This window comes from Paenibacillus sp. MMS20-IR301, from assembly GCF_032302195.1.
GTDB lineage: Bacteria > Bacillota > Bacilli > Paenibacillales > Paenibacillaceae > Paenibacillus_AQ.
Map to the genome: position 1 here is coordinate 1,376,651 of NZ_CP135275.1, position 24,103 is coordinate 1,400,753.

Sequence of the window (24,103 nt, forward strand, 5' to 3'; positions counted from 1 at the left end):
TTAGCGTGTATGGCCGGATCTTAATTCAGCTTGGAAGCGGCTGCGGGCTGATTCTGTCCAATCACCTCATACAGCTTCTCCATCTGGGCATCCCGGCGGTCTATAATATCCCGGGCTGTTGTATAAGCTTCAATATCTGGAATGACCGCGCTGGCCGGATCACGGCTGGGATCAGGGCGGGTGAATTTTTTGTGGGAGACGATATAGCTGATTCCGGAAGCCGGAAGCCGGAAACTCAGGTAATCGCCATAAGACGAGGGCTTATTCCCGGTGGCTTGCCCGATAAGTTGTCCCAGCTTGTTATCCTGCACAATTAAAGCGAACATGTTCGCCGAGCTAAAGGTACGCGGCGAAGTCAGCACATACAGATTACCGCTGAACGGATATTCTGTCTGCAGAGCATTCGTAATTATTTCCGCCTCATTAACCGCAACGCCATGGTCCGGGCTGCCTGGCCGCTGCTGCTTGACTTGGGGGGAATAGCGGATTTCGCTTTTGAAGCTGCGGTATTCCTTAATATCGGTATAGGTCAGGAATTCACTAACAACACTTGAATCGCCGCCCCCGTTATTCCTTAAATCGACAGCAACATTAGTAATCCCCTGAGTATGCACTTCGTTAAAAAACCGCTGAAGGGTAGCTTTGTAATCCTCAGAATTCACGCAGCTGTTCAATTGGAAGATGCCTAAGGACCGTTTCTTATCCATCTCGAAGGTAAAATCAGTATTATACTTGGGAAATGGATTATATTCAGCCTGTCCGGAAGAATCCGTTAACTCAAAGCTCTGGGCCAGAGACTGCGAGCCGCGCATAACGGTTATCTCCACTGTATGCTGATCTGAAATCAACCCTAAGTAGTTAAGGAATTGTTCTGTCCGGAGCAGGCTCTGGCCCCGTTCCTTAACCCAAATGTCATTCTCTGCAGAAATAACTGAGCTTAGCTCTGCTTCCAGTTCGCTAATGCTGCGTCCCCCGATATCCGTCACCAGATCCCCAGGCAGCAGCTGGCCCCGTTTGTCAGTCACCACCAGACCTTCACGGCTCCAGAATAACGGAATATCCAGATATTTATTTACAGTTGGCGAATACAGCACGGTATGCGCGTCATGCAGCAGCGTGGCTATTGAGTCGGCTATGAAATAAAATTCGCCCGGTGTCCGGGGCTGATCGGCCTTTGCGTACGCCGCTTCAATAACCTGCTGTTCTTCAGCCGTCCATCCGTCAATTAACCGTGGATGCACCTTCACGAGCGTATCCGTGAGGCTGTCCAGATCCTCTTTCATCTGTGCCGGGCTCAGCTTTGCCACTTCGGGAGCGGGGGCAGGGACTGGCAGCCCGGAAAGGGTTGTATTAAGCGGGCTGGCTGCCGCTTCACCATTATGTGCAGCTGCTGAGGGAACAGGGGAACCCTCGAGGAGCCGCCCGCTTTGCCCCCAGCCCAATCCGGCGTTTCCGGTGGAGACGGCTGCAGCGATGATTCCGGCTATGGATAGAATTGCGGCTGCGAATAGATAATGTTTTTTCTCCATGATTACCTTCCATTTACTTTTTTTAGCTAATTGTAGATTGAAACCTGAGGAATCTCAGTGATTTTTTTCAGCCGCACCGAATTCTTCTCCGCGTTTCACCCATCTGCCCCGCCCGGCATAAGATGCTCTATAGTCGAATGTGTATGTGGAAAGGAGCGTCAACCCTATGCTTACTGGCATCAGGATCGTGTTCCTGGGCGGGGACGCGAGACAACTTGAAGTGATTCGGAAATGTGTGGAAATGGATGCAGCGGTAAGTGTTGCCGGGTTCGACAAATGGGAGGTCCCAAGCCCTGGGGTCAGCCTGGAACTGCTGTCGGCAGAGCTGCTTGAACATGCGGATGTGCTCGTGCTGCCGACTGTTGGCTGCGATGATGAAGGTTATGTGAATGCATTGTTCTCTTCCGAGCGGCTGCAGCTGCGGGAGGAGCATATCGCTGCCCTGCCTTCCCGGGCGATTGTGTACACCGGTATGGCTAAAAGCTATCTGCGCAGCCTGTGCGCAAAGCGTTCCCTTAAGCTTGTAGAGCTGCTTAACCGGGATGATGTGGCTATTTATAACTCCATTCCGACAGCGGAGGGAGCACTGGTGATGGCGATCCAAAATACCGACTTCACGATACACGGCTCCACCTGCATGGTGCTGGGTATGGGAAGAACCGGCTTCACCATGGCGAGGGCGCTGCAGGGAATGGGGGCAACCGTAAAGGTAGGCGTGAGGAAACAGGAGCATTATGCCAGGGCGGCGGAAATGGGCTGGAAGCCCTTTATGACGGATAATCTGCTGAACCATGTGCCGGAGGCGGATCTTATCTTTAATACAATTCCAAGTATGATTATCAACGCACAGGTTCTATCACGGCTTCTGCGGCACTGCGTGATCATTGATTTGGCTTCCGCACCGGGCGGATGTGATTTCCGCTATGCCGAGAAGCGCGGGATCAAGGCGATGCTGGCACCGGGACTTCCCGGTATCGTTGCCCCGAGGAGCGCCGGAATCATTATGGCAAATGCGCTGGTACAGTCGATATCGGACGAGACTTTAGTCAGGGGGGACGAATGATGGATTGGCGTGGAAAAACAGTAGGTTATGCAATTACCGGCTCTCACTGCACCTTCGCCGAGGTGATGCCGCAGATTCAGCGTTTTATGGATGGGGGGGCCAATGTGGTGCCGATCGTTTCGCAATCGGTGCTGAACACGGACACCCGCTTTGGCACATCGGAAAATTGGTTAAAACAGTTGAAAGATATAACGGGGAATGATATCATTTCTACAATTGTTGAAGCGGAACCGCTAGGGCCGTCTAAGCTGCTGGATGTACTTACGATAGCCCCCTGCACGGGGAATACCACGAGTAAACTAGCCAATGCGATGACTGACAGTCCTGTACTGATGGCAGCCAAATCGCAGATGCGCAACGGACGCCCGCTGGTGCTGGCCATCTCGACCAACGATGGACTGGGCCTGAATGCGGCGAATATCGCGAAGCTGCTGGTGACCAAGAATATTTATTTCGTGCCGTTCGGCCAGGATAATCCGGCTGCGAAGCCGAATTCACTTGTAGCACGCATGGAACTGATTCCTGAAGCCTGCTACGCTGCCCTGCAGGGCAATCAGCTGCAGCCGATGATCATCGAACGGTTTCATTCAGCATAGCATTTCAGTCTGCTGCAATCGTATAGTCAACACTTCTGCCGTCCTCATTTTGAGGGCGGTTCAACACTTTATTCACTACTTTACAAGCAGGCCGATTGTTTGGTGCTCGCTAAAGCCGATGTTCTGGTGCTGCCGGTAGCGGGATGTGATGAGGAAGGAAAGATTAATACGCTGTATTCCTCTGCTCCGCTTCACTGCTGGAGGAACATATGACATCGCTGCGGCCGGACTGTATAGTGTATACTGGTGTGGCCAAAAGCTATTTGCGCTCCTTGGGCGCCGGTCATTCTCTCAGGCTTGTGGAACTGCTGGACAGGGATGATGTGGCGATATATAATTCTATACCGACTGCTGAAGGCGCTTTGGTAATGGCTATTCAGAACACCGACTTCACTATCCACAGTCTATTTCTATTTTGCCCAAAGAGGGGAATTCCCGGATTGATACGCAGTAACACTTGATGCTTAAAGAATTATTGGAGGAATTATACATGGGTATTTTGGTGCAAAAATTCGGCGGAACCTCGCTCTCCACACCTGTGGCGAGAGAACACGTGATCCGTCATGTCAAACGCGAGCTCGCAAACGGATTCAGCCTCGTAGTGGTAGTCTCGGCAATGGGCCGCAAGGGTGAACCTTACGCTACGGACACGCTGCTGGATCTGGCGCTGCAGAGCGGAAATTCGCTGCCGGACCGGGAACGCGATCTGCTGATGTGCTGCGGGGAGATCATTTCGGCCGCCAATCTTTGCGGACTTCTCGAGCAGGAAGGCATCCGTTCGACAGTGCTGACAGGGGCGCAGGCCGGATTCCTGACTGACAGCAATTACGGCAATGCAAGAATTCTTGATGTACGTACAGAACGTATTCTACGTGAACTGCGTGAGCATAAAGTAGTAATAGTAACCGGGTTCCAGGGTCAGACCGAAGCCGGTGATTTCACGACCCTCGGCCGCGGGGGAAGCGACACCTCGGCTACGGCGCTCGGGGCTGCGCTGCGTGCGGATATGGTCGATATTTATACCGATGTCGACGGCATTCTGACCGCTGATCCGCGGATTGTCGAAGATGCCAAGCAGCTTACTTATGTAAGTTATACCGAGATCTGCAATATGGCTTATCAGGGGGCGAAGGTGATTCATCCCCGGGCTGTAGAAATCGCTATGCAAGCCCAGATTCCGGTACGTGTACGCTCGACATTCTCCGAGGCGGAAGGCACGCTTGTCACCCATCCCGAAGGCTTCAGCGATGTCTCGCATGGCGTGGTGGACCGGTTTGTCACAGGTGTAGCCTATGTCAGCAACATCACCCAGATTTCGGTGGAATGTCCGGAGGGTAACGGAACCGGCGTGCAGCTGCAGATTTTCAAAAGCATGGCTGATAACGGCATCAGCGTTGATTTCATCAACGTAACGCCTAGCGAAGCGGTATACACTGTATTCGATGATAAGTCTGAGCAGGCTATTGCTGTGCTGCAGGAGCTGGGACTGCGTCCGAAGAGCTTGTCCGGCTGCGCCAAGGTATCGGTCATCGGCGGAGGCATTAACGGTGTGCCGGGTATTATGGCCCGGATCGTTGAAGCACTGAGCACACAGAATATCCAAATTCTGCAATCTGCAGATTCCAACACAACAATCTGGGTTCTGGTCAAGAAGGAAGATATGGTGCAGTCGGTTCGCGCCCTGCATGCGAGGTTTGAATTGCACCGCTGACAAGGAGGAATTCAAAGTGGATTTCGGAAGACTGATAACCGCTATGGTAACCCCGTTTGACGGGGATGGAGAGATCAACTGGGAAGCCACCGCAAAGCTGGTCGATTACCTGATTGAAGAGCAGAAATCTTCGGCGCTGGTCGTTTGCGGTACTACAGGTGAATCGCCTACCTTAAGGGATAAGGAGAAGCTGCAGCTGTTTTCTTTTGTTAAGCAGCAGGCGGCCGGGCGCTGTAAAATTATCGCCGGGACCGGCAGCAACAGCACGAAGCATTCCATTGAGATGACGCAGGAGGCAGAGCAAATCGGAGTGGACGGAGTGCTGCTCGTCGTCCCTTATTATAATAAACCGAATCAGGAAGGGCTGTACCGGCATTTCGCGGGAATTGCGGCGGAGACCTCTTTGCCTTGTATCCTGTACAATGTGCCTAGCCGGACTAGCATCAGCATGAGTGCAGCAACTACACTGCGTCTGGCGGAGATTCCGAATATTGTGGCTACAAAAGAATGTGCCTCCGTCGATCAGATTACCTTAATCGCTTCCGCTTGCCCCGCTGATTTCCATGTCTACACCGGCGATGATTCTGCAGGCCTTGCTACGCTTGCCGTCGGCGGCCATGGAATTATCAGTGTAGCCAGCCACATTGTCGGTGCGCAAATGCTGGAGATGATCGAGTCCTACACGGCAGGCAATGTCAGCCGCGCCGGCGAGCTGCACCGGAAGCTGTTTCCGGTCTTCAAAGGGTTGTTTGAATGCCCGCAGCCGCTCCCGAATCCTTCGGCCGTGAAGTATGCACTGGGCCTTCGCGGAATCGATGTAGGTTCAGTCCGGCTGCCGCTGGTTTCACCGACCGAGGAAGAGGCTGCCTTTATTTCGGAATTACTAAAGTAGTTATTATTAGGATTTAATGGAATATTTCATTTCCGGTAACCGGCGACTCTTCTGGAGCAGCCGGTTTTTTTATGACTGAAATAATTTTGTGTGTATAAAGCGAGTGTAAAAAATGAGCGGTATAACAGCATTTTTTGCTTGTCTTTTCCGCAAATAATGGCTGTTTGTTAAGGAAAGGATAGGAGTAGCAGCATGGTGACTTGTCTTTTGCCAAAAAAATCATGTATAATGTTCTTAAGTGACTGGGTGCGGTTAAAAGAATATGCGGTATTCTTCCGGCAATGTGATTTTGCATTGTGAGACAGGATAGGTCCTTGAATAAGTCTGTGCTGAATGTGCCGGTTTTTCGCGCGAGGGGCGCGGTGGTGAAATTTTGACGGCGGTTGTCTGCTTCAAGATGATATTCACTGCCCGGTTCGGGAGTTTTACTTTGCGCAATTATACAGACTACCTGGGTTTTCTTTGTCGAATCAAGGGAAGTTAACAGCAATTTATGAATGTTACAGCGCCGCTGAAATAATTGAAGCTCATTGTTAACAAATAAAAGTATGACGTCCAACATCATAGGAGGGTTAGATTCATTTGTCCAAAAAAAACAACAACAACGATAAACTGGCGATATTCGCTCTAGGCGGAGTCGGCGAGATCGGGAAGAACATGTATGTTATTCAGTACGGAAACGACATTGTAGTCGTGGATGCCGGCCTGAAATTCCCGGAAGAGGATATGCTCGGTATTGATATTGTAATACCTGACATCTCATACCTGACAGAGAACCGTGACAAAGTAAGAGGAATTGTGCTGACACACGGTCACGAGGATCACATTGGCGGCTTGTCTTATGTACTCAAGAACCTGAATGTTCCTGTATATGGAACCAGACTTACCCTGGGGCTTGTGGAGAATAAGCTTAAGGAAGCGAATCTGCTGGGTGAAACCAAACGGATTCTGATCAATGAAGATTCGGAGATTGAACTGGGGACCTCCCTTAAAGTTACATTCTTCAGAACGAACCACAGTATTCCGGATTCGGTCGGCGTATGCATCGAAACACCGGAAGGCAATGTTGTACACACCGGTGACTTCAAATTTGACCACACTCCAGTCAATGGCCAATTTGCCAACCTGCACCGGATGGCTGAGATCGGCCAGAAGGGCGTGCTTGCACTACTGTCGGACAGTACCAATGCCGAGAAGCCGGGCTTCACACCTTCGGAGAAGAATGTCGGCATCGTTCTGGAAGATATTTTCCGCAAAGCTGAACAGCGCGTAGTGGTAGCAACCTTTGCTTCCAATGTGCACCGTATCCAGCAGGTGGTTAATGCCGCAGAATCGACAGGCCGCAAGATCACTGTAATCGGACGCAGCATGGTCAATGTGGTATCCATTGCTTCCGAGCTTGGATATCTGCATATTCCTGACGGTATGCTGATTGAACCGGAAGAAATGAACAGAATGGCCGGCAACCGTGTAGTTGTTCTGTGCACAGGCAGCCAGGGCGAGCCGATGTCAGCGCTCACGCGTATGGCACGCTCCAGCCACCGCAAGGTAGATATTCTGCCTGGTGATACTGTAATAATTGCGGCTACTCCGGTTCCCGGTAATGAGAAATATGTAGGCCGTACGATTGATGAGCTGTTCCGTCTCGGTGCCAACGTTATTTACAGCGGCTCGAACTCCGGCGTTCACGTCTCCGGTCACGGCAGCCAGGAAGAGCTGAAGCTGATGCTTAACCTGATGAAGCCGAAGTATTTCATGCCGATTCACGGCGAATTCCGGATGCAGCGCAAGCATGCACTGCTGGCAGAGGACGTCGGCGTAGATCCAAGCAATATCTTCATCACTGAGCTTGGTGAAGTGATTGAAATCTCCGGCGGCGCTGCACGCAGAGCCGGTAAGGTAACTGCAGGCAATGTACTGATTGACGGCCTTGGTGTCGGTGATGTCGGCAATATCGTACTCCGCGACCGCAAGCTGCTGTCCCAGGATGGTATCCTGGTTGTAGTAGTTACCCTTAGCAAGCAGAACGGGGCCATTGTTTCCGGTCCGGATATCATTTCCCGCGGATTTGTGTATGTGCGGGAATCCGAAGGACTTCTGGACGAGGCTAACCGGATCGTCTCCGGTACGCTGCAGCGTCTGATGAGCGAAAAGGTTAACGAATGGGCTTCCCTGAAGACCAGCGTCAAAGACTCGCTCGGCCGTTTCCTCTATGAGCAGACCCGCCGCAGACCGATGATCCTGCCGATCATCATGGAAGTATAATTCAGAAAGCAGTTTAATCTTCAAATAAATAGCTAGGGCGAGCAGCCCCTTCTTCCCGGAAATATTGGACGGTTTCCAGGGAAGGAGGGGTTTTTGCCTGTTTTGGCGTCCCCGTAAGTGAAGCACCCTCCGCTTCTGTGTGTGTTTTATGAAGCAGGCGCATAAGGAAGTCCCCGGGAATGTCATACTATAGATGATTGTATGGCTGCAGCGGATAAGGGCTGCAAGCGGAAAAGGAGCGCTGCGGACTATGGGTTTTACACAGATCAGCAATGACGGCGGGAAGAACGAAGAGATTGTGCCTGACGGGATTAAGCCGGAGGTGAGTAATGAGCCTGTGCCGCCCGGTGCCGCAGGGGTGTTGAAGGAATTAGGCCAGACGGTGGTGCCAAGCGGCGAGCCGGATATTTTCTGCATGACCATTATCGGCCAGATTGAAGGCCATTTCGTCTTGCCGCCGCATAACAAAACCACGAAATATGAACATATCATCCCCCAGCTGGTGGCTGCCGAGCAGAATAAAAATATTAAAGGCCTGCTTATAATCCTCAATACGGTCGGCGGTGATGTTGAGGCGGGACTGGCGATTGCCGAGATGATTGCTTCTCTGTCCAAACCAACCGTAACCGTTGTAATCGGCGGCGGCCACAGCATCGGAGTACCTATCGCTGTAGCCTCCACCTATTCCATTATTGCCGAAAGTGCGACGATGACCATTCATCCGATCCGGATGAACGGGCTGGTCATTGGAGTGCCGCAGACTTTTGAATATATGGAAAGGATGCAGGAGCGGATGGTTAAATTTGTCACCTCGCATTCCCGTATAACAGAGGCGCAGTTTAAAGACCTGATGTTCAAAACGGGAGAGCTGAACCGGGATATCGGAACAGCTGTAGGGGGACAGGATGCAGTGAAGTTTGGACTTATGGATGAAGTAGGCGGAATCGGGGCGGCACTGGCCCATTTGAACCGGATTATCGCGGGTAACACGGCTGTATTGCCGGCAGGCCTGCCGCAGGGAGGGCTTACACAGTGACATTCTATACGGTTTTGCCGATGGAGCAGGTATTTGAAGGAGCGCTAAGCTATGCCCAGCCGCTGCAGGAGGTCAGTATTCAAGGCATGCTGATGCAGGTCGAACCGCTGGAAGGCGGCCAGGCAAGAATTGTCCGGCTGCTGCAGTGTCCGCTGCACAAATATCTGGATGCAGCTTATTCGCCGGGAAGTATGATTCAGCTGGACCGGTAATAAGGCGAACATACACCCTATAGATGCATTTTCTGACAAAAGAGAACATAGGTACGCCACGCCATTATATGGTATAATGTGTTCCGGGGGTGGCTGGCGTGGCTAAACGGAAAAAGAAAAAGAAAAAAGCGCTGCTCGGCAGCGTTTTAAAATATGAGATCTATGGTATTCTGCTGATTACAATATCAGTCATTGCCTTGTCCGGAGAAGCGGCAGTCGGCCGCTCGCTTTCAAGTATGGCTGGCTATCTGCTCGGCAGATTCTATTTCGTGCTGCCGCTGGCCGGGATTATCTACGGCTTGATGGTGATGATTCACCGCAAATGGCCGTCATCCTGGAATAGCCGGTATACCGGAGGGCTGCTGCTACTGCTGTCCATGTGCCTGATGAGTACTATTTCAGCGATGCAGCAGAAGCTGGGGCCTATCGGGATGCTGCATCCCGGCAATGTGCTCTCACAGATACATAATGATCTTTCAGGCGCGCTGTCTCAAGGAACGGGGGACAGCAGTGTCTATATGCTGGGTAAAGATATCAGCGGAGGGTATCTCGGAGCCCTGGAATATGCGGCGCTCCTGTGGCTGTTCGGCAATCTGGGCGCCAAGCTGCTGATGATTGTACTGCTCGCCATCAGCTTCATGCTGATTACCAATCTGTCTTATGTTGAACTGTTTACATTGCTGCGTGTCAGAACGGTCAAGCTGCTGGAAGGGATTAAGCAAAAGGCTGCGAACCGGCCTGCCGCCGTTCCCGTTGCAGCAAAGTCTGCCAGAAGCAGAAAGGCTGCTGCTCCGGAACCGGCAGATGACGATGATTACTATGAAGATGATGAGGATGATCAGCAGCTGCCGAAGCGGGCTCAGTCGGGACTGGCAAGCAAAATTGCCGGCTGGTTCAGCGGTTCTGCCCGTAAGGGGCAGCAGGAAGAAGAGGAGACTGATGGTGAAGCTGCGCCTGATCTCATCGTTACCGAATCGCGCAAAGGCCCGATCATTTCCGGGCTTGCAGCAGACAGGACAGAGCCGGCGGTTAATCCGGATGATTATGACTTCCCTGAGGAGGACATAGAGCCGGTTGCGCCGATTATCCGCGACTTCTTCGAGCATATCCGTTCGGAAGGGCTGAATGAGGAAGACCGGGAGGAGTGGGGAGGCTTCTCACCTGCTGCGCGCGGAGGTACCGCTGCGGCTACTGGCGATACCAGTCATCATGCAGCAGCCGGAGCTATAACTGCAGTGGAGGATTCCGGCGGGGCTGAGCTGCCTGTGGAGCTGGACGGCCTGCTTGCAGCGGCGGAGAATGGTGAGCTGATTCCGGCAATTCCGCCCCCGCCGCCGCCTAAGCCGTACAAGCTTCCTTCTGTCCGCCTGCTCTCCAAACCTAACAATGGCGGCAAAGCCGGCGACCAGAACGACTATATGCAGACAGCGCGTAAGCTGGAAGCCACTCTGGAAAGCTTCGGAGTCCGGGCAAAGGTGCTTGAGGTTGTCCGCGGTCCGGCTGTGACCCGGTATGAGATCCAGCCTGATATCGGTGTGAAGGTGAGCCGGATTGTCAATCTTACGGATGATATTGCGCTGGCTCTGGCGGCGAAGGATATCCGGATGGAAGCGCCGATCCCCGGCAAGTCGGCAATCGGGATTGAGGTTCCGAATTCTGAGGTCTCTGTCGTCACCATGCGCGAAGTGATGGAGACACAGATTTTCCAGGATGCGGATGCCCGGCTGTCCATTGCCTTCGGACGTGATATTTCCGGCCAGACCATTATCGGCAATCTGGCCAAGATGCCCCATCTGCTGGTCGCCGGTGCAACAGGCTCAGGTAAATCAGTCTGCATCAACGGCATTATTACAAGTATTCTGTACAAGGCTAAGCCGAATGAAGTGAAGTTCCTGATGGTCGACCCCAAGATGGTCGAGCTGAACGTCTATAACGGGATCCCGCATCTGCTTGCCCCGGTCGTGACCGATCCCAAGCGGGCCAGTCTCGCCTTGAAGAAGATTGTAGTAGAGATGGAGAAGCGTTATGAGCTGTTCTCCAAGTCGGGTACACGCAATATGGAAGGCTATAATTCATTAATGAAGGATAACCCGGCAGCAGTATTGCCTTATATCGTAGTCATTGTGGACGAGCTTGCCGACCTGATGATGGTGGCTGCGAATGATGTAGAGGATGCAATCTGCCGGCTGGCCCAGATGGCGCGGGCTGCGGGCATCCATCTGATTATCGCAACCCAGCGCCCTTCCGTAGATGTTATTACCGGTCTGATCAAAGCCAATATTCCATCACGGATTGCCTTCGGCGTATCGTCGAATGTGGATTCGCGGACTATTCTTGATATGCCGGGGGCGGAGAAGCTGCTTGGACGCGGGGATATGCTGTTCCTGCCGATGGGCGCTTCCAAGCCGATCCGGGTCCAGGGGGCTTTCATGAGCGATCAGGAGGTTGAGACGATTGTCCAGTTTGTCAGCAGCCAGGGCGAAGCCGATTATGATGAATCCCTTGTTCCCGAAGTGGATGATATGGTAGCTGAGGACCAGGATCCGCAGGATGAATTGTATGAGCAGGCCGTCCAGATTATACTCGAAGCCAAGCAGGCCTCCGTATCGCTGCTTCAGCGGCGCATGCGTGTCGGTTACACCCGCGCAGCACGGTTAATCGATGCGATGGAGGCCCGGGGAGTCATAGGGCCTTACGAGGGCAGCAAGCCGCGTGAGGTACTGATGTCACTTGAACAGTACCAGCACGGAAGAATAAGCTCCTAAAGATAAAGAGATGACCCGGGTAATCCGGGCCATCTCTTTTTTGTAAATCGAGTCCAAGAATTGGAGCTCGTTATTCCACCCGCGGTGCGGCAAGCAGGCTGTCCACGATGTAATCAAGCTGGGCATTGAGCGAGTAAATATCACTGTAATAGGACAAGCCGAAATCAATCTCCATCAGCCGGCCGGCCTTGACAGCCGGGATGCTGGTCCAGAGCGGGTCACTAGTCAGATCAGCCATGCCGTCATAGGCAGAACGGAAGATATAATCCCCGCTGTAATCGGCCAGCACTTCGAACGATACGGTTTCACCGTCAGCGCCGGTAGCGGTATCGATCTTTTGCTGGACAAGCTCCGGGGCTTTCATCCCGAGATATTCATAAATGACCTGGGAGCCGCGGCCGAATTGCTTGCTGGTGACAACAGCCATGCTGCGGTCTTTACCGCCTTCCATAATAGAGATTGTAGACCCGAGAATGCCGGCCTCCTGCAGCTTCTGTTTGCTTTCCTCCACCTTGGCATGGAAGCTGTCGAACAGGGAGGTGGCCTGGTCTTCTTTTCCTAATATCTGTCCGATAAAGCTGACACGTTCCTCAGCGGTCATCTTCTCGTATGGAACGAGCACGGTTGGAGCGATATCATGCAATGCCTCGTAGGTCTCCTCGGAGGGGACAATAATCAGGTCCGGCTCCAGTGAAAGAACAACCTCAGGACTTGCTTCGAACCAGTTTCCCAGCTTCTGCACATCCTGCAGCTCTTGTTCGAAAGCGGCTCCCTCGGATACGTCAGATACGCCGACAGGTTTGATGCCCAGAGCGAGAACATCCCCCAGAAGATAGAGTACAACCACCCGCTGCGGATCAGCCGGAACTTCAATTTCTCCTTTGACCGTTGAGATGGTCCGGGTCTGGGCTTCGGCGGATGCTTGATCCGGAGCTGTAGTTGCTGCGGCTGATGCAACGGGTGAATTGTTGCCGCTGCCGGAAGCAGCGTTGCCGGCTGTACCTGCGGAGCATGCGCTTAAAAGGATGGTGAAGCATAAGAGCAAGGTGAGAATTAGAGATGGTTTAGCTGTTCTGAACATGTCTGGCGCCCCTTTTAGGATATATTGATAATGATTATCATGATCAATATATCGGAGACCGCCGTCCCGGACAATGTCATAAGCAGACACGTCAGATGGCATATCCGGCCATTTTCCTGCAGCAGGCAGAGAGTTTTTGTACCTTACCGGGGAGGTGCCGTAGAATTTCTTGAACATTTTACCAAAAGAATAGGCATCCGGATAGCCGACAGCGGCTGCGATCTCATGCAGGGCGGCTCCGGTATTCAGCAGCAGCCCGCGGGCTTTTTCCATCCGGATCCCGATCAGATATTGCGCCGGGCTGGTCTGAAGTCTGACCCGGAACAGTCTTGATAATGTTCTTGAGCTGGTGCCAAGTGTCTCAGCCAAAGTATCAAGCAGAAACGGCTTGTGATACTCATCCTGCATATAACGTACAGCCTGCTCCAGCGGATCTGCCTTAAGGGGAAAGGCTGCCTGCTGTGCATGACGCTGCTGATGCAGCTCATGGACCCATTGATAGAAAAGCGCCTTTGTATGCAAATGCTCAAGAACCCCGCCGCTCTGCCACTCGTTGTACATTTGGGCCAGCAGACCGTAAAGCGGCAGCGGGTGGGCAGGAATAAACTGGTAGGATTCAGCAAAAGGGCTGCTGCGCTCCAGAAGGGCTGCAAGATGCCTCCGCACCGGAAGAGTCATTGTAGCTCTGTACATAATTAAATAGTATTCCAGGATTCCCTCTGTCCGGAGGACTTCAAGGGTCATGCCTTTACCGCCATGAAAGACACTTGACACACTTGCTTCAAAGGGAATTTCATCTATAACTACACTGGCGGTACCGCGAATAACATACATATATGTACTTGCCGGCAGCCGGTACCGTAGCGGCAGATCTGCATAAGTAAACGAGGCCTGGCGGATATCAATAACTTCTATTAAAGCATGGTTCCACAGCACGATATGATCCTTCAGCTTCATGTTAGCTCTCAACTCCTGTTGTTTCATATTTCAAGTATATTTGATAATCGTTCTCAGTTGCAACGAATTTACTGAGGTACGCACGCCGGTTATGCATAGGATGTCTTGTCAGTCGTCATAATAACTTTAGCCATTCATGCAGAACTTACAAGAGAAAGGTAGAGCGAACCCTCATGACAAAACATAAGCAGTGGATCTTTGCCGTATTAACCCTTGTGTTGGCCGCAGCGCCGTTTGCCGGCGTATTTCTTGAAGATCATGCCGTGATCTATGCCCAGCCGCAGGCTTCAGCTTCAGCTATTACCGAAACAGATATTTCTGATTACGGGGAGGAGGCGCTGCCCGCTTTCGGTACAGTTCCGCTTAAGGTCGGATCGTCCGGCCAGGACGTATATGAGCTGCAGGGCAGACTGAAGTATCTTGGCTACTACGCCGGGGCGATTGACAGCCAGTTCGGGACCAAAACGAAAAATGCCGTCACCTGGTTCCAGTGGAAATTCGGCTTGAAGTCCGACGGGGTTGTCGGTGCCAAGACGAAGCTCAAGCTGTACAATGCAACGACTGCATGGAAGCCTACAGAGCCAAAAACCTCTACTGCGAAAAAGGAGAGCACATCATCCGGGAACACAACGGCTGCAGCTGGCACGGCCAAGAAGAACACAGCCGAGCTGTCTTCCGGGAATACTATGGGCCTGTCGGAGAATGATCTGAAAATCATGGCAAATGCCGTTTACGGGGAAGCCCGCGGGGAGCCTTTTGAGGGCCAGGTTGCCGTAGCCGCCGTTATTCTCAACCGGGTAAAATCACCGAGCTTTCCGAACACCCCTTCAGGAGTGATCTTCCAGCCGGGAGCCTTCACCGCTGTAGCTGACGGACAGATTTATCTGGAGCCGAACGAGCAGGCGCGCAAAGCTGTACAGCAGGCGCTGAACGGCTGGGATCCGTCGGGCGGATGTATCTATTACTTCAATCCGAAGACGGCCACTTCGAAGTGGATCTGGACCCGCCCGCAGGTCAAAACTATCGGCCAGCATATCTTCTGCATGTAGACTGCCAAGCAGACTTGAAAGGTTAATTATCAGCCGGGAAGGATCTGCAGCCGGCTGTACCGCTTATAAATCACCCCGAGAGCAACCGGTACGCTGTGTTCCGGTTGCTTCCTTACTTTGGAATGGTTTAGAATGGATAATACTTCATAAACTTGTTGTATAGCATCTATCCACGCCGCAAAGGAGTTTTGGACTTGACAAATAATGGATTTCAACATGGCAGCGCCGCAGGCATGCGCATACACGTTCTGCCTACCAAGGCGTTCAAGACGTTCGCCATCTCACTTTATGCCGGCGTACCGCTTGCCGAAAGTACGGTTACCCCTACAGCGCTGGTTCCTTTTGTACTCCGCCGGGGTACAGCTTCCTACCCGGAGACTACCCAGTTCCGTGAACAGCTCGAGGAGCTGTACGGTGCCGGCTTCGGCTTCGATATTTACAAACGCGGGGATTACCAGATTGTCCAGTTCCGCATGGATACGATTAATGACTCCTTTGTACAGAGCAAGGAGAGCCTGCTGGGCCAATCCTTTGCTTTTCTCGGTGAGGTATTAACCCGGCCTTTGCTTGAAGACGGGAGCTTCCGTGCTTCCTACGTAGCCACCGAACGGGAGACTGTCCGCAAAAAGCTGGAAGCGATTGTGAACGATAAAATCCGTTACGCTGCTGAACGCTGCATTGAGGAAATGTGCCGTCAGGAGCCTTACCGCCTGCATCCGCTTGGCCAGAGGGCTGATCTGGATGCTATCACTCCCGAATCGCTGTACCAGTCGTATAACGCTTGGCTGAACGATGCGACACTTGATTTGTATGTGGTAGGGGACACAACACCTGAGGAAGTAGAGAAGCTGGTTACAGCCAACTTTGGCCGGGCCCAGCATGCCGGATCTGCTCCCTATGCGTCTAACTTCACGCCGGTCTCTGTAACGGAAGTCCGGACGGTAGAAGAGAAGCTGGATGTCAATCAGGGCAAGCTGAATATGGGGCTGCGTACCTCAATCACCTACAAGGACGACAGATATGCCTCTGCGCTGATGTATAACGGCATCCTGGGCGGTTATCCGCATTCGAAGCTGTTCGTTAACGTACGCGAGAAGGAGAGTCTGGCGTATTACGCATCCTCGCGTTATGACGGGCATAAAGGCATCGGAACCATTCAATCCGGCATCGAGACCCAGAATTACGGCAAAGCCGTTGACATTATCCGCAAACAGCTGGATGAGCTGAAGGCCGGCAATATCAGTGATCTGGAGCTGAGCCAGACGAAAGCGATGATCCGCAACCTGCTGTCGGAAATTCAGGACTCGGCATTTGAGATGATTTCTTTTGACTTCAACCGCCAGTTGTCCGGTAAAGACCGCTCTGCGCAGGAGCTGATGGATCAGGTGGACAGCATAGGAGCTGAAGAAGTGAAGGCGGCAGCCGGCACCTTCGAGCTTGATACGATTTATTTCCTGACTGGGAAGGAGGAATAACGGTGGAAAAGCTGCATTACGAACGACTTCAAGAAACGCTGTATCACGAGGTTATGGACAACGGCCTGCAGGTGTATGTGCTGCCCAAACCCACTTTTCGCAAAACCTATGCCACCTTCGCAACCAAATACGGATCGGTGGACAATCATTTCAAGGTAGCTGGCGGTGAAGAAACGACTGTGCCGGACGGCATTGCCCACTTCCTGGAGCATAAAATGTTCGAAGAGCCTGAAGGCGATATTTTTGCCACTTTTGCTTCAAACGGGGCATCTGCTAATGCATTCACCAGCTTTGATCAGACGGTATACCTGTTCTCGGCGACGGAGAATATTGAGCAGAATCTCAGCACACTGGTTGATTTTGTGCAGCGTCCCTATTTCACGGACGAGAATGTGGAGAAGGAAAAAGGCATCATCGGCCAGGAAATCAACATGTATGCGGATAACCCGGACTGGCGTGTCTATTTCGGGCTGATTGAAGCGATGTATGCCAAACACCCGGTGCACATCGATATAGCGGGAACCATTGAATCCATCTCCACCATCACCAAGGAAACACTCTACACCTGCTACAATTCCTTCTATCATCCCAGCAATATGCTGCTCTTCATTGTCGGCGGGGTAGAGCCTGAGAAGGTATTTGAACTGATCCGCAGCAACCAGAAGGGGAAAAACTACGAGAAGCAGGGCGAAATCAGCCGCATCTTCGCAGAGGAGCCGCATGAAGTAGCCTCGAAGCATGTAGAGAGCAAGCTTGCTGTGTCCATTCCCAAGATGATGTTCGGCTTCAAGGAAAAGGTGGATGGCCTGACCGGCGAAGCCGCAGTACGCCGCGACCTGACAACCAGACTGATGCTGGATCTTCTGCTTGGCAGCAGCACACCGCTGTACCAGAAGCTGTATGATGAGGAATTAATCTCAGACAGCTTCGGCCATGAGTTTAACAGCTCGCCACAATACGCCTTCTCGGCGATCGGCGGGGATACCAAGGATCCGGGGCTGCTCCTTGAGCGGATTAAGGAAGAAGTCGGACTCATTCTTGAATCAGGCTTCGCGGAGAAAGACTTTGAACGCGCCCGCAAAAAGAAAATCGGCGGTTATCTGCGGATGCTGAACTCGCCGGAAAGCATCGCCCATGAGTTCACACGCTATCAGTTCCGCGGCGGAGACCTGTTCGAGGTGCTGCCGCTGTATGAGTCGGTTACGCTTGAGGAAGTAAATGCCCGTCTGCATGCCCACGTGGACTGGGAGCAGCTGGCCGTTTCGCTTGTGGTGAGCCCTTAATGACATTGCCGGGAGAGGACAGCAAACCGCTTAATGAAATGACGGTGCTCATTACCGGAGGCAGCGGGGGAATCGGCGGAGCCATCGCCGAGCGTTTTGCCACGGTCGGTATGAACATTGTGATCCATTACATGAATTCTCATGAAGCAGCGAATGATGTTGCCCGCCGCTGTATGGCGCTGGGAGCTAAAGTGATGACAGTGGCTGCGGATATGAAGGACCGCAGCCAGCTGCTGCGGATGGCCGAGCGGCTTGAGAGCAGCGGCATGATGCCGGACATTCTGGTCAATAATGCCGGGAAAGCCCATTATGGCATGCTGGCCGATGTGACAGAGGAAGAATGGGATGAGATTATGGCTGTGAATTTGAAGGGCACGTTCTTGTGCAGTCAAATCTTCATGCCGTACATGATCTCCCAGCGCTACGGCCGGATTATTAATGTGTCGTCCGTCTGGGGAATTTCAGGCGCTTCCTGTGAAGTGGCCTATTCCGCCAGCAAAGGCGGGGTAAATGCTTTTACCAAGGCGCTGGCCAAGGAACTGGCACCCTCCAAGGTCACAGTAAATGCTGTAGCACCCGGTGCAGTTCATACAGCTATGCTGAATAACCTGCAGGCGGATGAGCTGAAGATGCTGGAGGAGGAGATTCCTGCGGGACGGCTGGCCTCCCCTGAGGATATTTCGTCGCTTGTATATTTTCTGGCGCTGCCTGAATCCGGTTATATTACCGGCCAGGTAATCAGTCCAAACGGCGGCTGGATTACATAAGCCTGCTGGATGGAACTAATGAGCCTATGGTGAAATGCTCCAGCATAAGATGTTCCGGCTTGAAGCATATTATAACTGTTGCTTTTAAATCTCAACATTATTACAACCTTGAGGAGGATTTAAGATGTCAACAGATTCCGTAGTGAAGAACTTTGATACCTGGAAAAGCTTTTTAGGCGAACGGGTCATTCAGGCCGAGAAAATGGGGATGAGCGACGAGACCATCACCAAGCTGGCTTTCGAAATCGGGGAATTCCTCGATAAAAAGGTCGATCCGGGCAACTACTCCAACCGGGCCATCAAAGAGCTGTGGGATGTCGGAACGGATGATGAGAAGCATACGATTGCCGGACTCATGGTCAAGCTGGCGAAGAAAAACGCATAAGGCACGCGGAAGAAGCTCCCCCTGCGGGAGCTTTTCTGCAATTATTACAACAGTGACCTTGCCTTTCAAAAATTTTTTATATATCATTAACATGACCCGTGTATCAAAAACGACATTCAGGGAAACGGAATCTACGAGGTGCGCTAAAGTGGAATATAAACAATGGTATATGGAGTACAAGATACATAAGAACAGACCCGGTCTGCTTGGAGATATCGCTTCGATGCTGGGAATGCTGGAAGTCAATATCCTGACAATTAACGGCGTAGAAGGCAAGACCCGCGGAATGCTGCTGGAAACAAGTGATGACGAGAAGATCATGCTGATGGGCGAAATGCTCAAAAAAGTGGATAACATAACGGTTACGGCATTGCGTTCACCGCGGCTGGTGGATAAGCTGGCTGTGCGGCATGGACGATATATTGACCGGGATTCAGATGACCGGAAGACGTTCCGGTTCACCCGCGATGAGCTTGGACTGCTGGTGGATTTCCTTGGTGAGCTGTTTAAGAGGGAAGGGAATCAGGTTATAGGACTACGTGGCATGCCGCGGGTCGGCAAGACAGAATCCATTATCGCCGGCAGCGTCTGCGCAATGAAGCGCTGGACGTTTGTCTCTTCGACGCTGCTGCGCCAGACGGTACGCAGCCAGCTGGCTGATGATGAGATGAATCCGCACAATGTGTTCATCATCGACGGGATTGTGAGCACCATCCGCTCGAATGAGAAGCATTATAACCTGCTGCAGAATGTGATGAGCATGCCAAGCACCAAGGTGATTGAGCATCCGGATATTTTTGTGCGCGAATCCGAGTATACCTTCGATGATTTCGATATTATTATCGAACTGCGTAATACACCGAACGAAGAGATATTGTACGAGTCGTTTACGACTAGCTACAGTGATGATCTTTAGTATATAAATCATGTTAATTAACATTTAGGAGGTGATGGTATGTCGGAACTGGGCCGGCATTTGAAGGAGGCGCGTCTGCAAAAAGGGATGAGTCTTGATGATGTCCAGGAAGTAACAAAGATCCGCAAAAAATATTTGGAAGCCATCGAAGCGGGTGATTATAAAGTGCTTCCCGGTAGTTTTTATGTCCGGGCCTTTATCAAGACCTATGCCGAAGCGGTCGGGGTTAATCCGGATGAATTAATGGAAGAGCACGGCAATGTGCCTGCTGCTCCTGTGGATACTACTATGGAGACTGTGATCCAGAAGCGGAGCCGCAAGCCGGAAGCTGAACGGAATTCCAAATGGCTGCCTACTCTGCTGATGTGGACTTTTCCTGTCCTAATCCTTGTGGTGATCTATCTGTATGCATCTTCGACAATGAACAAAGCTGATCCGGATACAACGGATACGGGGAGTCTCACAACGGCTACACAGGATCCGTCGAAGGTGGAGCCTTCAGCTACTGCTGCCGGCGGCGGGGCAGCGGCAACAACGGCTCCGGATGCCGGGGCGGCCACAGAAGCGCCTACAGCAGCTCCGTCGCCTTCTCCGTCTCCGTCCGCGCAGTCTATAACCGTTACGGAGGACCGCAAATCAGGCAAAACGACCATTTACAAGGTTTCAGCACCTGCCGGAAGCCAGGTTCAGGTAGCGATTGCCGCAACCGGAGCCAGCTGGCTTGAGGTATATAAAGGCGAGAACTCCAAGGGGGAGAAGCTTAGCTTCGGGACCACCAAAGCCGGGGATAACCTCAGCTTTACACTCGGCAGTGAAGGCATGTATATTAAATCAGGATATTCACCTGCCACGACGATTACAGTCAATGGACAAGTCATTACCGACGGTAAAACATCTTCCCGGCTGCTCCTAGAGCTCGATGACGGAACCTCGGCTTCTGCAGGAAATACACAGGACGGCGGTACAGAGAGTATTACTACGGAATAGCAAATGAATGTATAGACTTTGGCAGATTGGAGAACCTAGAAATGATTTACAGTTCTTACGCCAAAGTGAGGTGTACACTCATGACCGTCAGCTGGATCGTAACAGGACTTGGCATAATTGTCAGTCTCCTTGGTTATTATCTGACACCGGGTGCCTGGGGTTATGGTATTCTGGGCTTCGGACTGGCACATGTTGTGCTTGGGATTCTGGATATGTTCCGGGCTCCTGCACGCAGCAGGTAAAAGGTTCAGATGTGAGCGTCTCCTGGAGAGTCTTCTCCGGGAGGCGTGTTTTTTCCGCCAGGCGAGGATTAAGTTCATACATATTTCCCTCAGAAACGGATACCCTCAAGCTGGGCTAGCTGAGTCAGCCTTGAAGCCAAGCCCCACTTTGTGGGGTTATTTTGTAGTGTTCGTAAGGCCTCCGCTTTCCAAGTATTAGACTTTAGAGGACCTTATCCCATATAATAAGAACAGAATTGTAAGAAAAGGACGTGGAATCATGAGTTCGGAAAGTTCATTCGACATTGTATCCAAAATGGACATGCAGGAATTAACCAATGCAGTCCACCAGACCGAGAAGGAAATTGATAACCGGTTTGATTTCAAGAACAGCAAGAGCAGCCTTAAGCTGGAAAAGGATGCGCTGATTATTGCCTCAGAGGATGAATACAAGCTGAATGCGGTCATCGATATTTTGCAGTCGAAGATGGTCAAGCGCGGAATCACCCTTAAGAATATGGATTACGGCAAAGTTGAACCTGCCTCACTTGGAACTGTACGCCAGCGTCTTGGCCTGAAGCAGGGCATTGACCAGGAAAATGCCAAGAAGATTAATATTCTCATCCGGGATTCCAAGCTCAAGGTCAAGAGCACGATCCAGGGCGACCAGATTCGTGTTACCGGCAAAAGCCGTGATGATCTGCAGCAAATTATCCAGCTTCTGCGCAAAGCTGATTTACCGCTGGACCTGCAGTTTAACAATTTAAAGTAAGATTACGTACCCCGCAGCGTATTATACGCAACTTACTTTGCGGGGTGTTATTTATGGCTATAATATACTATCTAAAGCAGTTTTGAAGAAAATTGTGGAATAACGGATTCGTATGGATCAGGGGAGGAACTTCAGTGAATTTGCCCAACCGTATCACGCTAGCACGTATTTGTCTTATCCCGATTATGATGTTTTTTCTGCTGGTGGATTTCAGCTTCTATCCGGAACCGATCCATTGGGGCTCATTTCAGCTTTCAATTAACCATCTGATTGCGGCTGTCATCTTCCTGCTTGCAGCCAGTACAGATGGAATAGACGGGTACATAGCCAGAAAGTATAACATGGTCACCAATCTCGGCAAGCTGCTCGACCCGCTTGCGGACAAGCTGCTGGTCTCGGCAGTGTTGATCTCGCTGGTAGAGCTGGGAAGATGCGACTCCTGGATTGCCATTGTTATCATCAGCCGTGAATTCGCGGTAACCGGCCTGCGCCAGGTTGCTTTGCTTGAAGGAAAAGTAGTGGCTGCAAGCAAATGGGGCAAGATAAAGACAGTAATTCAGATTGTCGCCATTTCACTGCTGCTGCTGAACAACTTCCCGTTCCAGTTCGTCAGCATTCCGCTGGATGATATTGCGATTTGGGCCGCAGCGCTTGTTACCATTTATTCAGGAATCGATTATTTCGTGAAGAACAAAGAGCTATTGCAGCTTCATGATGCTTGAGGCTTGCTGTGCAGCTTGAAATTTGATGAGTACGCTCAGGAGGAGAACGCCAGCTATGAAAGCGGAAATTATTGCCGTCGGCACAGAACTTTTACTTGGACAAATCGTGAACAGCAATGCCCAGTTTCTTTCAGTAGAGCTGGCTGCGCTTGGAATTGACGTGTATTTTCAGACTGTGGTCGGGGATAACAAAAACCGTCTCCTTGAAGCTGTTGAGATTGCCCGGGGCCGTGCTGATCTTATCTTATTTACGGGCGGAATCGGTCCGACAGAGGATGATCTGACAAAAGATGCGTTAGCTGCGGCACTCGGCCGCGGCCTTCATATCGACCAGCTTGCAATGGATCATGTACAGCGTTTCTTTGATGACCGCAAGATTGTAATGACCGAGAATAACCGTAAGCAGGCTATTATAATTGATGGAACAACACCGCTGGCCAATGAGACGGGGCTTGCAGTCGGGCTTGCTTTTGCCGAAGCGGGCAAGTATTACATTGTGCTGCCCGGGCCGCCCCGGGAGATGAAGCCGATGTTCACAGACCAAGCGAAGCCGTGGCTGCAGCAGCATGCGCTAAGCGGCGAAATGCCGCTCTACTCCAAAATGCTCAAATTCGCAGGCATCGGCGAATCCCTGCTGGAGGACAAGCTGATCGAACTGATCCGCGGCCAAAGTGACCCTACGATTGCCCCTTACGCCAAGGAAGGCGAAGTGACGGTGCGCATCTCCACCAAAGCCCCGTCTGAACGCGAGGCAATGCAGAAGCTTGAAGTACTGGAGAAGCAGATTGCCGCTATTTTGCCGGATCATTTGTATGCAAATATCGATGTTCCGCTGGAGCAGCTGATTGTAGACTGGATGGCGGATGCCGGGCTGACACTGAGTGCGGCAGAGAGCTGCACAGGCGGGCTGCTGATGGAGAGTATTACGAATATCCCGGGCAGCGCATCCATGTTCGCCGGCGGTATTGTATGCTACTCGAATGATATGAAGAAGAAGCTGCTGAATGTGCCGGCAGCTATGCTGGAAGGCCCGGATGCCCCTGGAGCCGTGAGCCGTGAGGTTGCGGAGGTGCTGGCTGAGCAGGTGCGCATGACCGCTGACAGTGATTTCGGCCTGTCTGTGACCGGTGTTGCCGGCCCGGGGTATTCCGAGCGCAAGCCGGTCGGGCTTGTGTTTGTCGGCCTCGCCGAACGCGGACGGAAGACAGAGGTCTACGAGCTGAATCTCAAGGGAACACGCGAGAATATCCGCCTGCGGACAGTCAAGGCGCTGCTGTACCGTCTCTGGCGCCGTCTGGAGGAACGTAAAGTAGCTACCCCGCTGGATGGATCGGCCTTGCAATGAGCATTCCGTCCGGTATATAATTTATTCATACGGAAGAACCGTGGCATAGATATTCTCTGCTGCGGTTTTTTTGT

21 protein-coding genes and 1 pseudogene are annotated in these 24,103 nt (G+C 51.9%); 20 read left to right on the forward strand and 2 right to left on the reverse strand.

The window, feature by feature from the left end:
- Positions 1–20: 20 nt before the first annotated feature.
- On the reverse strand, positions 21–1,529 hold the full coding sequence (locus LOS79_RS06080; protein WP_315417041.1) for a S41 family peptidase: 1,509 nt from the start codon (positions 1,527–1,529) through the stop codon (positions 21–23).
- 166 nt (positions 1,530–1,695) lie between these two features.
- Between LOS79_RS06080 and dpsA the strand changes: the two genes are divergently transcribed.
- The 9 genes and pseudogenes from dpsA to LOS79_RS06125 all read left to right on the forward strand — a co-directional run bounded on the left by dpsA (position 1,696) and on the right by LOS79_RS06125 (position 12,069).
- A complete protein-coding gene (gene dpsA / locus LOS79_RS06085) occupies positions 1,696–2,592 on the forward strand; it encodes a dipicolinate synthase subunit DpsA (RefSeq protein WP_315417042.1) in 897 nt (298 codons plus the stop codon).
- A complete protein-coding gene (locus tag LOS79_RS06090) occupies positions 2,592–3,188 on the forward strand; it encodes a dipicolinate synthase subunit B (RefSeq protein WP_315422022.1) in 597 nt (198 codons plus the stop codon). The genes dpsA and LOS79_RS06090 overlap by 1 nt, the downstream gene beginning before the upstream one ends.
- Positions 3,189–3,290: 102 nt before the next feature.
- Positions 3,291–3,589, forward strand: a pseudogene (locus LOS79_RS06095) (dipicolinate synthase subunit DpsA); the annotation flags it as partial.
- 89 nt (positions 3,590–3,678) lie between these two features.
- Positions 3,679–4,899 (forward strand): aspartate kinase, encoded by a 1,221-nt coding sequence (gene dapG / locus LOS79_RS06100; protein WP_315417044.1) that lies wholly within the window; start codon positions 3,679–3,681, stop codon positions 4,897–4,899.
- A 16-nt stretch (positions 4,900–4,915) separates the two neighbouring features.
- Positions 4,916–5,791, forward strand: a complete 876-nt coding sequence (dapA, locus tag LOS79_RS06105; protein ID WP_315417045.1) for a 4-hydroxy-tetrahydrodipicolinate synthase — start codon at positions 4,916–4,918, stop codon at positions 5,789–5,791.
- Between the two features lie 582 nt (positions 5,792–6,373).
- Complete coding sequence (locus tag LOS79_RS06110) at positions 6,374–8,056, forward strand: ribonuclease J (protein WP_315417048.1); 1,683 nt, start codon at positions 6,374–6,376, stop codon at positions 8,054–8,056.
- A 250-nt stretch (positions 8,057–8,306) separates the two neighbouring features.
- On the forward strand, positions 8,307–9,092 hold the full coding sequence (locus LOS79_RS06115; RefSeq protein WP_315417049.1) for a ClpP family protease: 786 nt from the start codon (positions 8,307–8,309) through the stop codon (positions 9,090–9,092).
- On the forward strand, positions 9,089–9,304 hold the full coding sequence (locus tag LOS79_RS06120; RefSeq protein WP_315417050.1) for a YlzJ-like family protein: 216 nt from the start codon (positions 9,089–9,091) through the stop codon (positions 9,302–9,304). The genes LOS79_RS06115 and LOS79_RS06120 overlap by 4 nt, the downstream gene beginning before the upstream one ends.
- 98 nt (positions 9,305–9,402) lie before the next feature.
- Positions 9,403–12,069 (forward strand): FtsK/SpoIIIE family DNA translocase, encoded by a 2,667-nt coding sequence (locus LOS79_RS06125; RefSeq protein ID WP_315417051.1) that lies wholly within the window; start codon positions 9,403–9,405, stop codon positions 12,067–12,069.
- Positions 12,070–12,139: 70 nt separating this feature from the next.
- On the opposite strand, the gene LOS79_RS06130 is transcribed toward LOS79_RS06125, so the two are convergent.
- Complete coding sequence (locus tag LOS79_RS06130) at positions 12,140–14,107, reverse strand: ABC transporter substrate-binding protein (protein ID WP_315417052.1); 1,968 nt, start codon at positions 14,105–14,107, stop codon at positions 12,140–12,142.
- A gap of 173 nt (positions 14,108–14,280) precedes the next feature.
- Here LOS79_RS06130 and sleB point away from each other — a divergent pair, with 173 nt between their 5' ends.
- The 11 genes from sleB to LOS79_RS06185 all read left to right on the forward strand — a co-directional run bounded on the left by sleB (position 14,281) and on the right by LOS79_RS06185 (position 24,029).
- Entirely contained in the window at positions 14,281–15,156 is an 876-nt protein-coding gene (gene sleB / locus LOS79_RS06135) for a spore cortex-lytic enzyme (protein WP_315417054.1), read from the forward strand.
- A 194-nt stretch (positions 15,157–15,350) separates the two neighbouring features.
- Entirely contained in the window at positions 15,351–16,631 is a 1,281-nt protein-coding gene (gene yfmF, locus LOS79_RS06140; protein ID WP_315417055.1) for an EF-P 5-aminopentanol modification-associated protein YfmF, read from the forward strand.
- A gap of 2 nt (positions 16,632–16,633) precedes the next feature.
- Positions 16,634–17,914 (forward strand): EF-P 5-aminopentanol modification-associated protein YfmH, encoded by a 1,281-nt coding sequence (gene yfmH, locus LOS79_RS06145; protein WP_315417057.1) that lies wholly within the window; start codon positions 16,634–16,636, stop codon positions 17,912–17,914.
- Positions 17,914–18,681, forward strand: coding sequence for an elongation factor P 5-aminopentanone reductase (ymfI, locus tag LOS79_RS06150; RefSeq protein ID WP_315417059.1), 768 nt, complete (start codon positions 17,914–17,916; stop codon positions 18,679–18,681). The genes yfmH and ymfI overlap by 1 nt, the downstream gene beginning before the upstream one ends.
- A gap of 124 nt (positions 18,682–18,805) precedes the next feature.
- The gene (locus LOS79_RS06155; RefSeq protein WP_315417060.1) at positions 18,806–19,066 is read left to right on the forward strand and encodes a DUF3243 domain-containing protein; all 261 of its coding nucleotides are present in this window, start codon (positions 18,806–18,808) and stop codon (positions 19,064–19,066) included.
- 148 nt (positions 19,067–19,214) lie between these two features.
- A complete protein-coding gene (locus LOS79_RS06160; RefSeq protein WP_315417061.1) occupies positions 19,215–19,982 on the forward strand; it encodes a DUF3388 domain-containing protein in 768 nt (255 codons plus the stop codon).
- Between the two features lie 39 nt (positions 19,983–20,021).
- Positions 20,022–20,969 (forward strand): helix-turn-helix domain-containing protein, encoded by a 948-nt coding sequence (locus LOS79_RS06165; RefSeq protein WP_315417063.1) that lies wholly within the window; start codon positions 20,022–20,024, stop codon positions 20,967–20,969.
- A 41-nt stretch (positions 20,970–21,010) separates the two neighbouring features.
- Positions 21,011–21,211, forward strand: coding sequence for a hypothetical protein (locus LOS79_RS06170; protein ID WP_315422601.1), 201 nt, complete (start codon positions 21,011–21,013; stop codon positions 21,209–21,211).
- Positions 21,212–21,470: 259 nt separating this feature from the next.
- Positions 21,471–21,962, forward strand: coding sequence for a YajQ family cyclic di-GMP-binding protein (locus LOS79_RS06175; RefSeq protein ID WP_315417064.1), 492 nt, complete (start codon positions 21,471–21,473; stop codon positions 21,960–21,962).
- A gap of 134 nt (positions 21,963–22,096) precedes the next feature.
- Positions 22,097–22,684 (forward strand): CDP-diacylglycerol--glycerol-3-phosphate 3-phosphatidyltransferase, encoded by a 588-nt coding sequence (gene pgsA, locus LOS79_RS06180; RefSeq protein ID WP_315417066.1) that lies wholly within the window; start codon positions 22,097–22,099, stop codon positions 22,682–22,684.
- A 55-nt stretch (positions 22,685–22,739) separates the two neighbouring features.
- On the forward strand, positions 22,740–24,029 hold the full coding sequence (locus LOS79_RS06185; RefSeq protein ID WP_315417069.1) for a competence/damage-inducible protein A: 1,290 nt from the start codon (positions 22,740–22,742) through the stop codon (positions 24,027–24,029).
- Positions 24,030–24,103 lie beyond the last annotated feature (74 nt).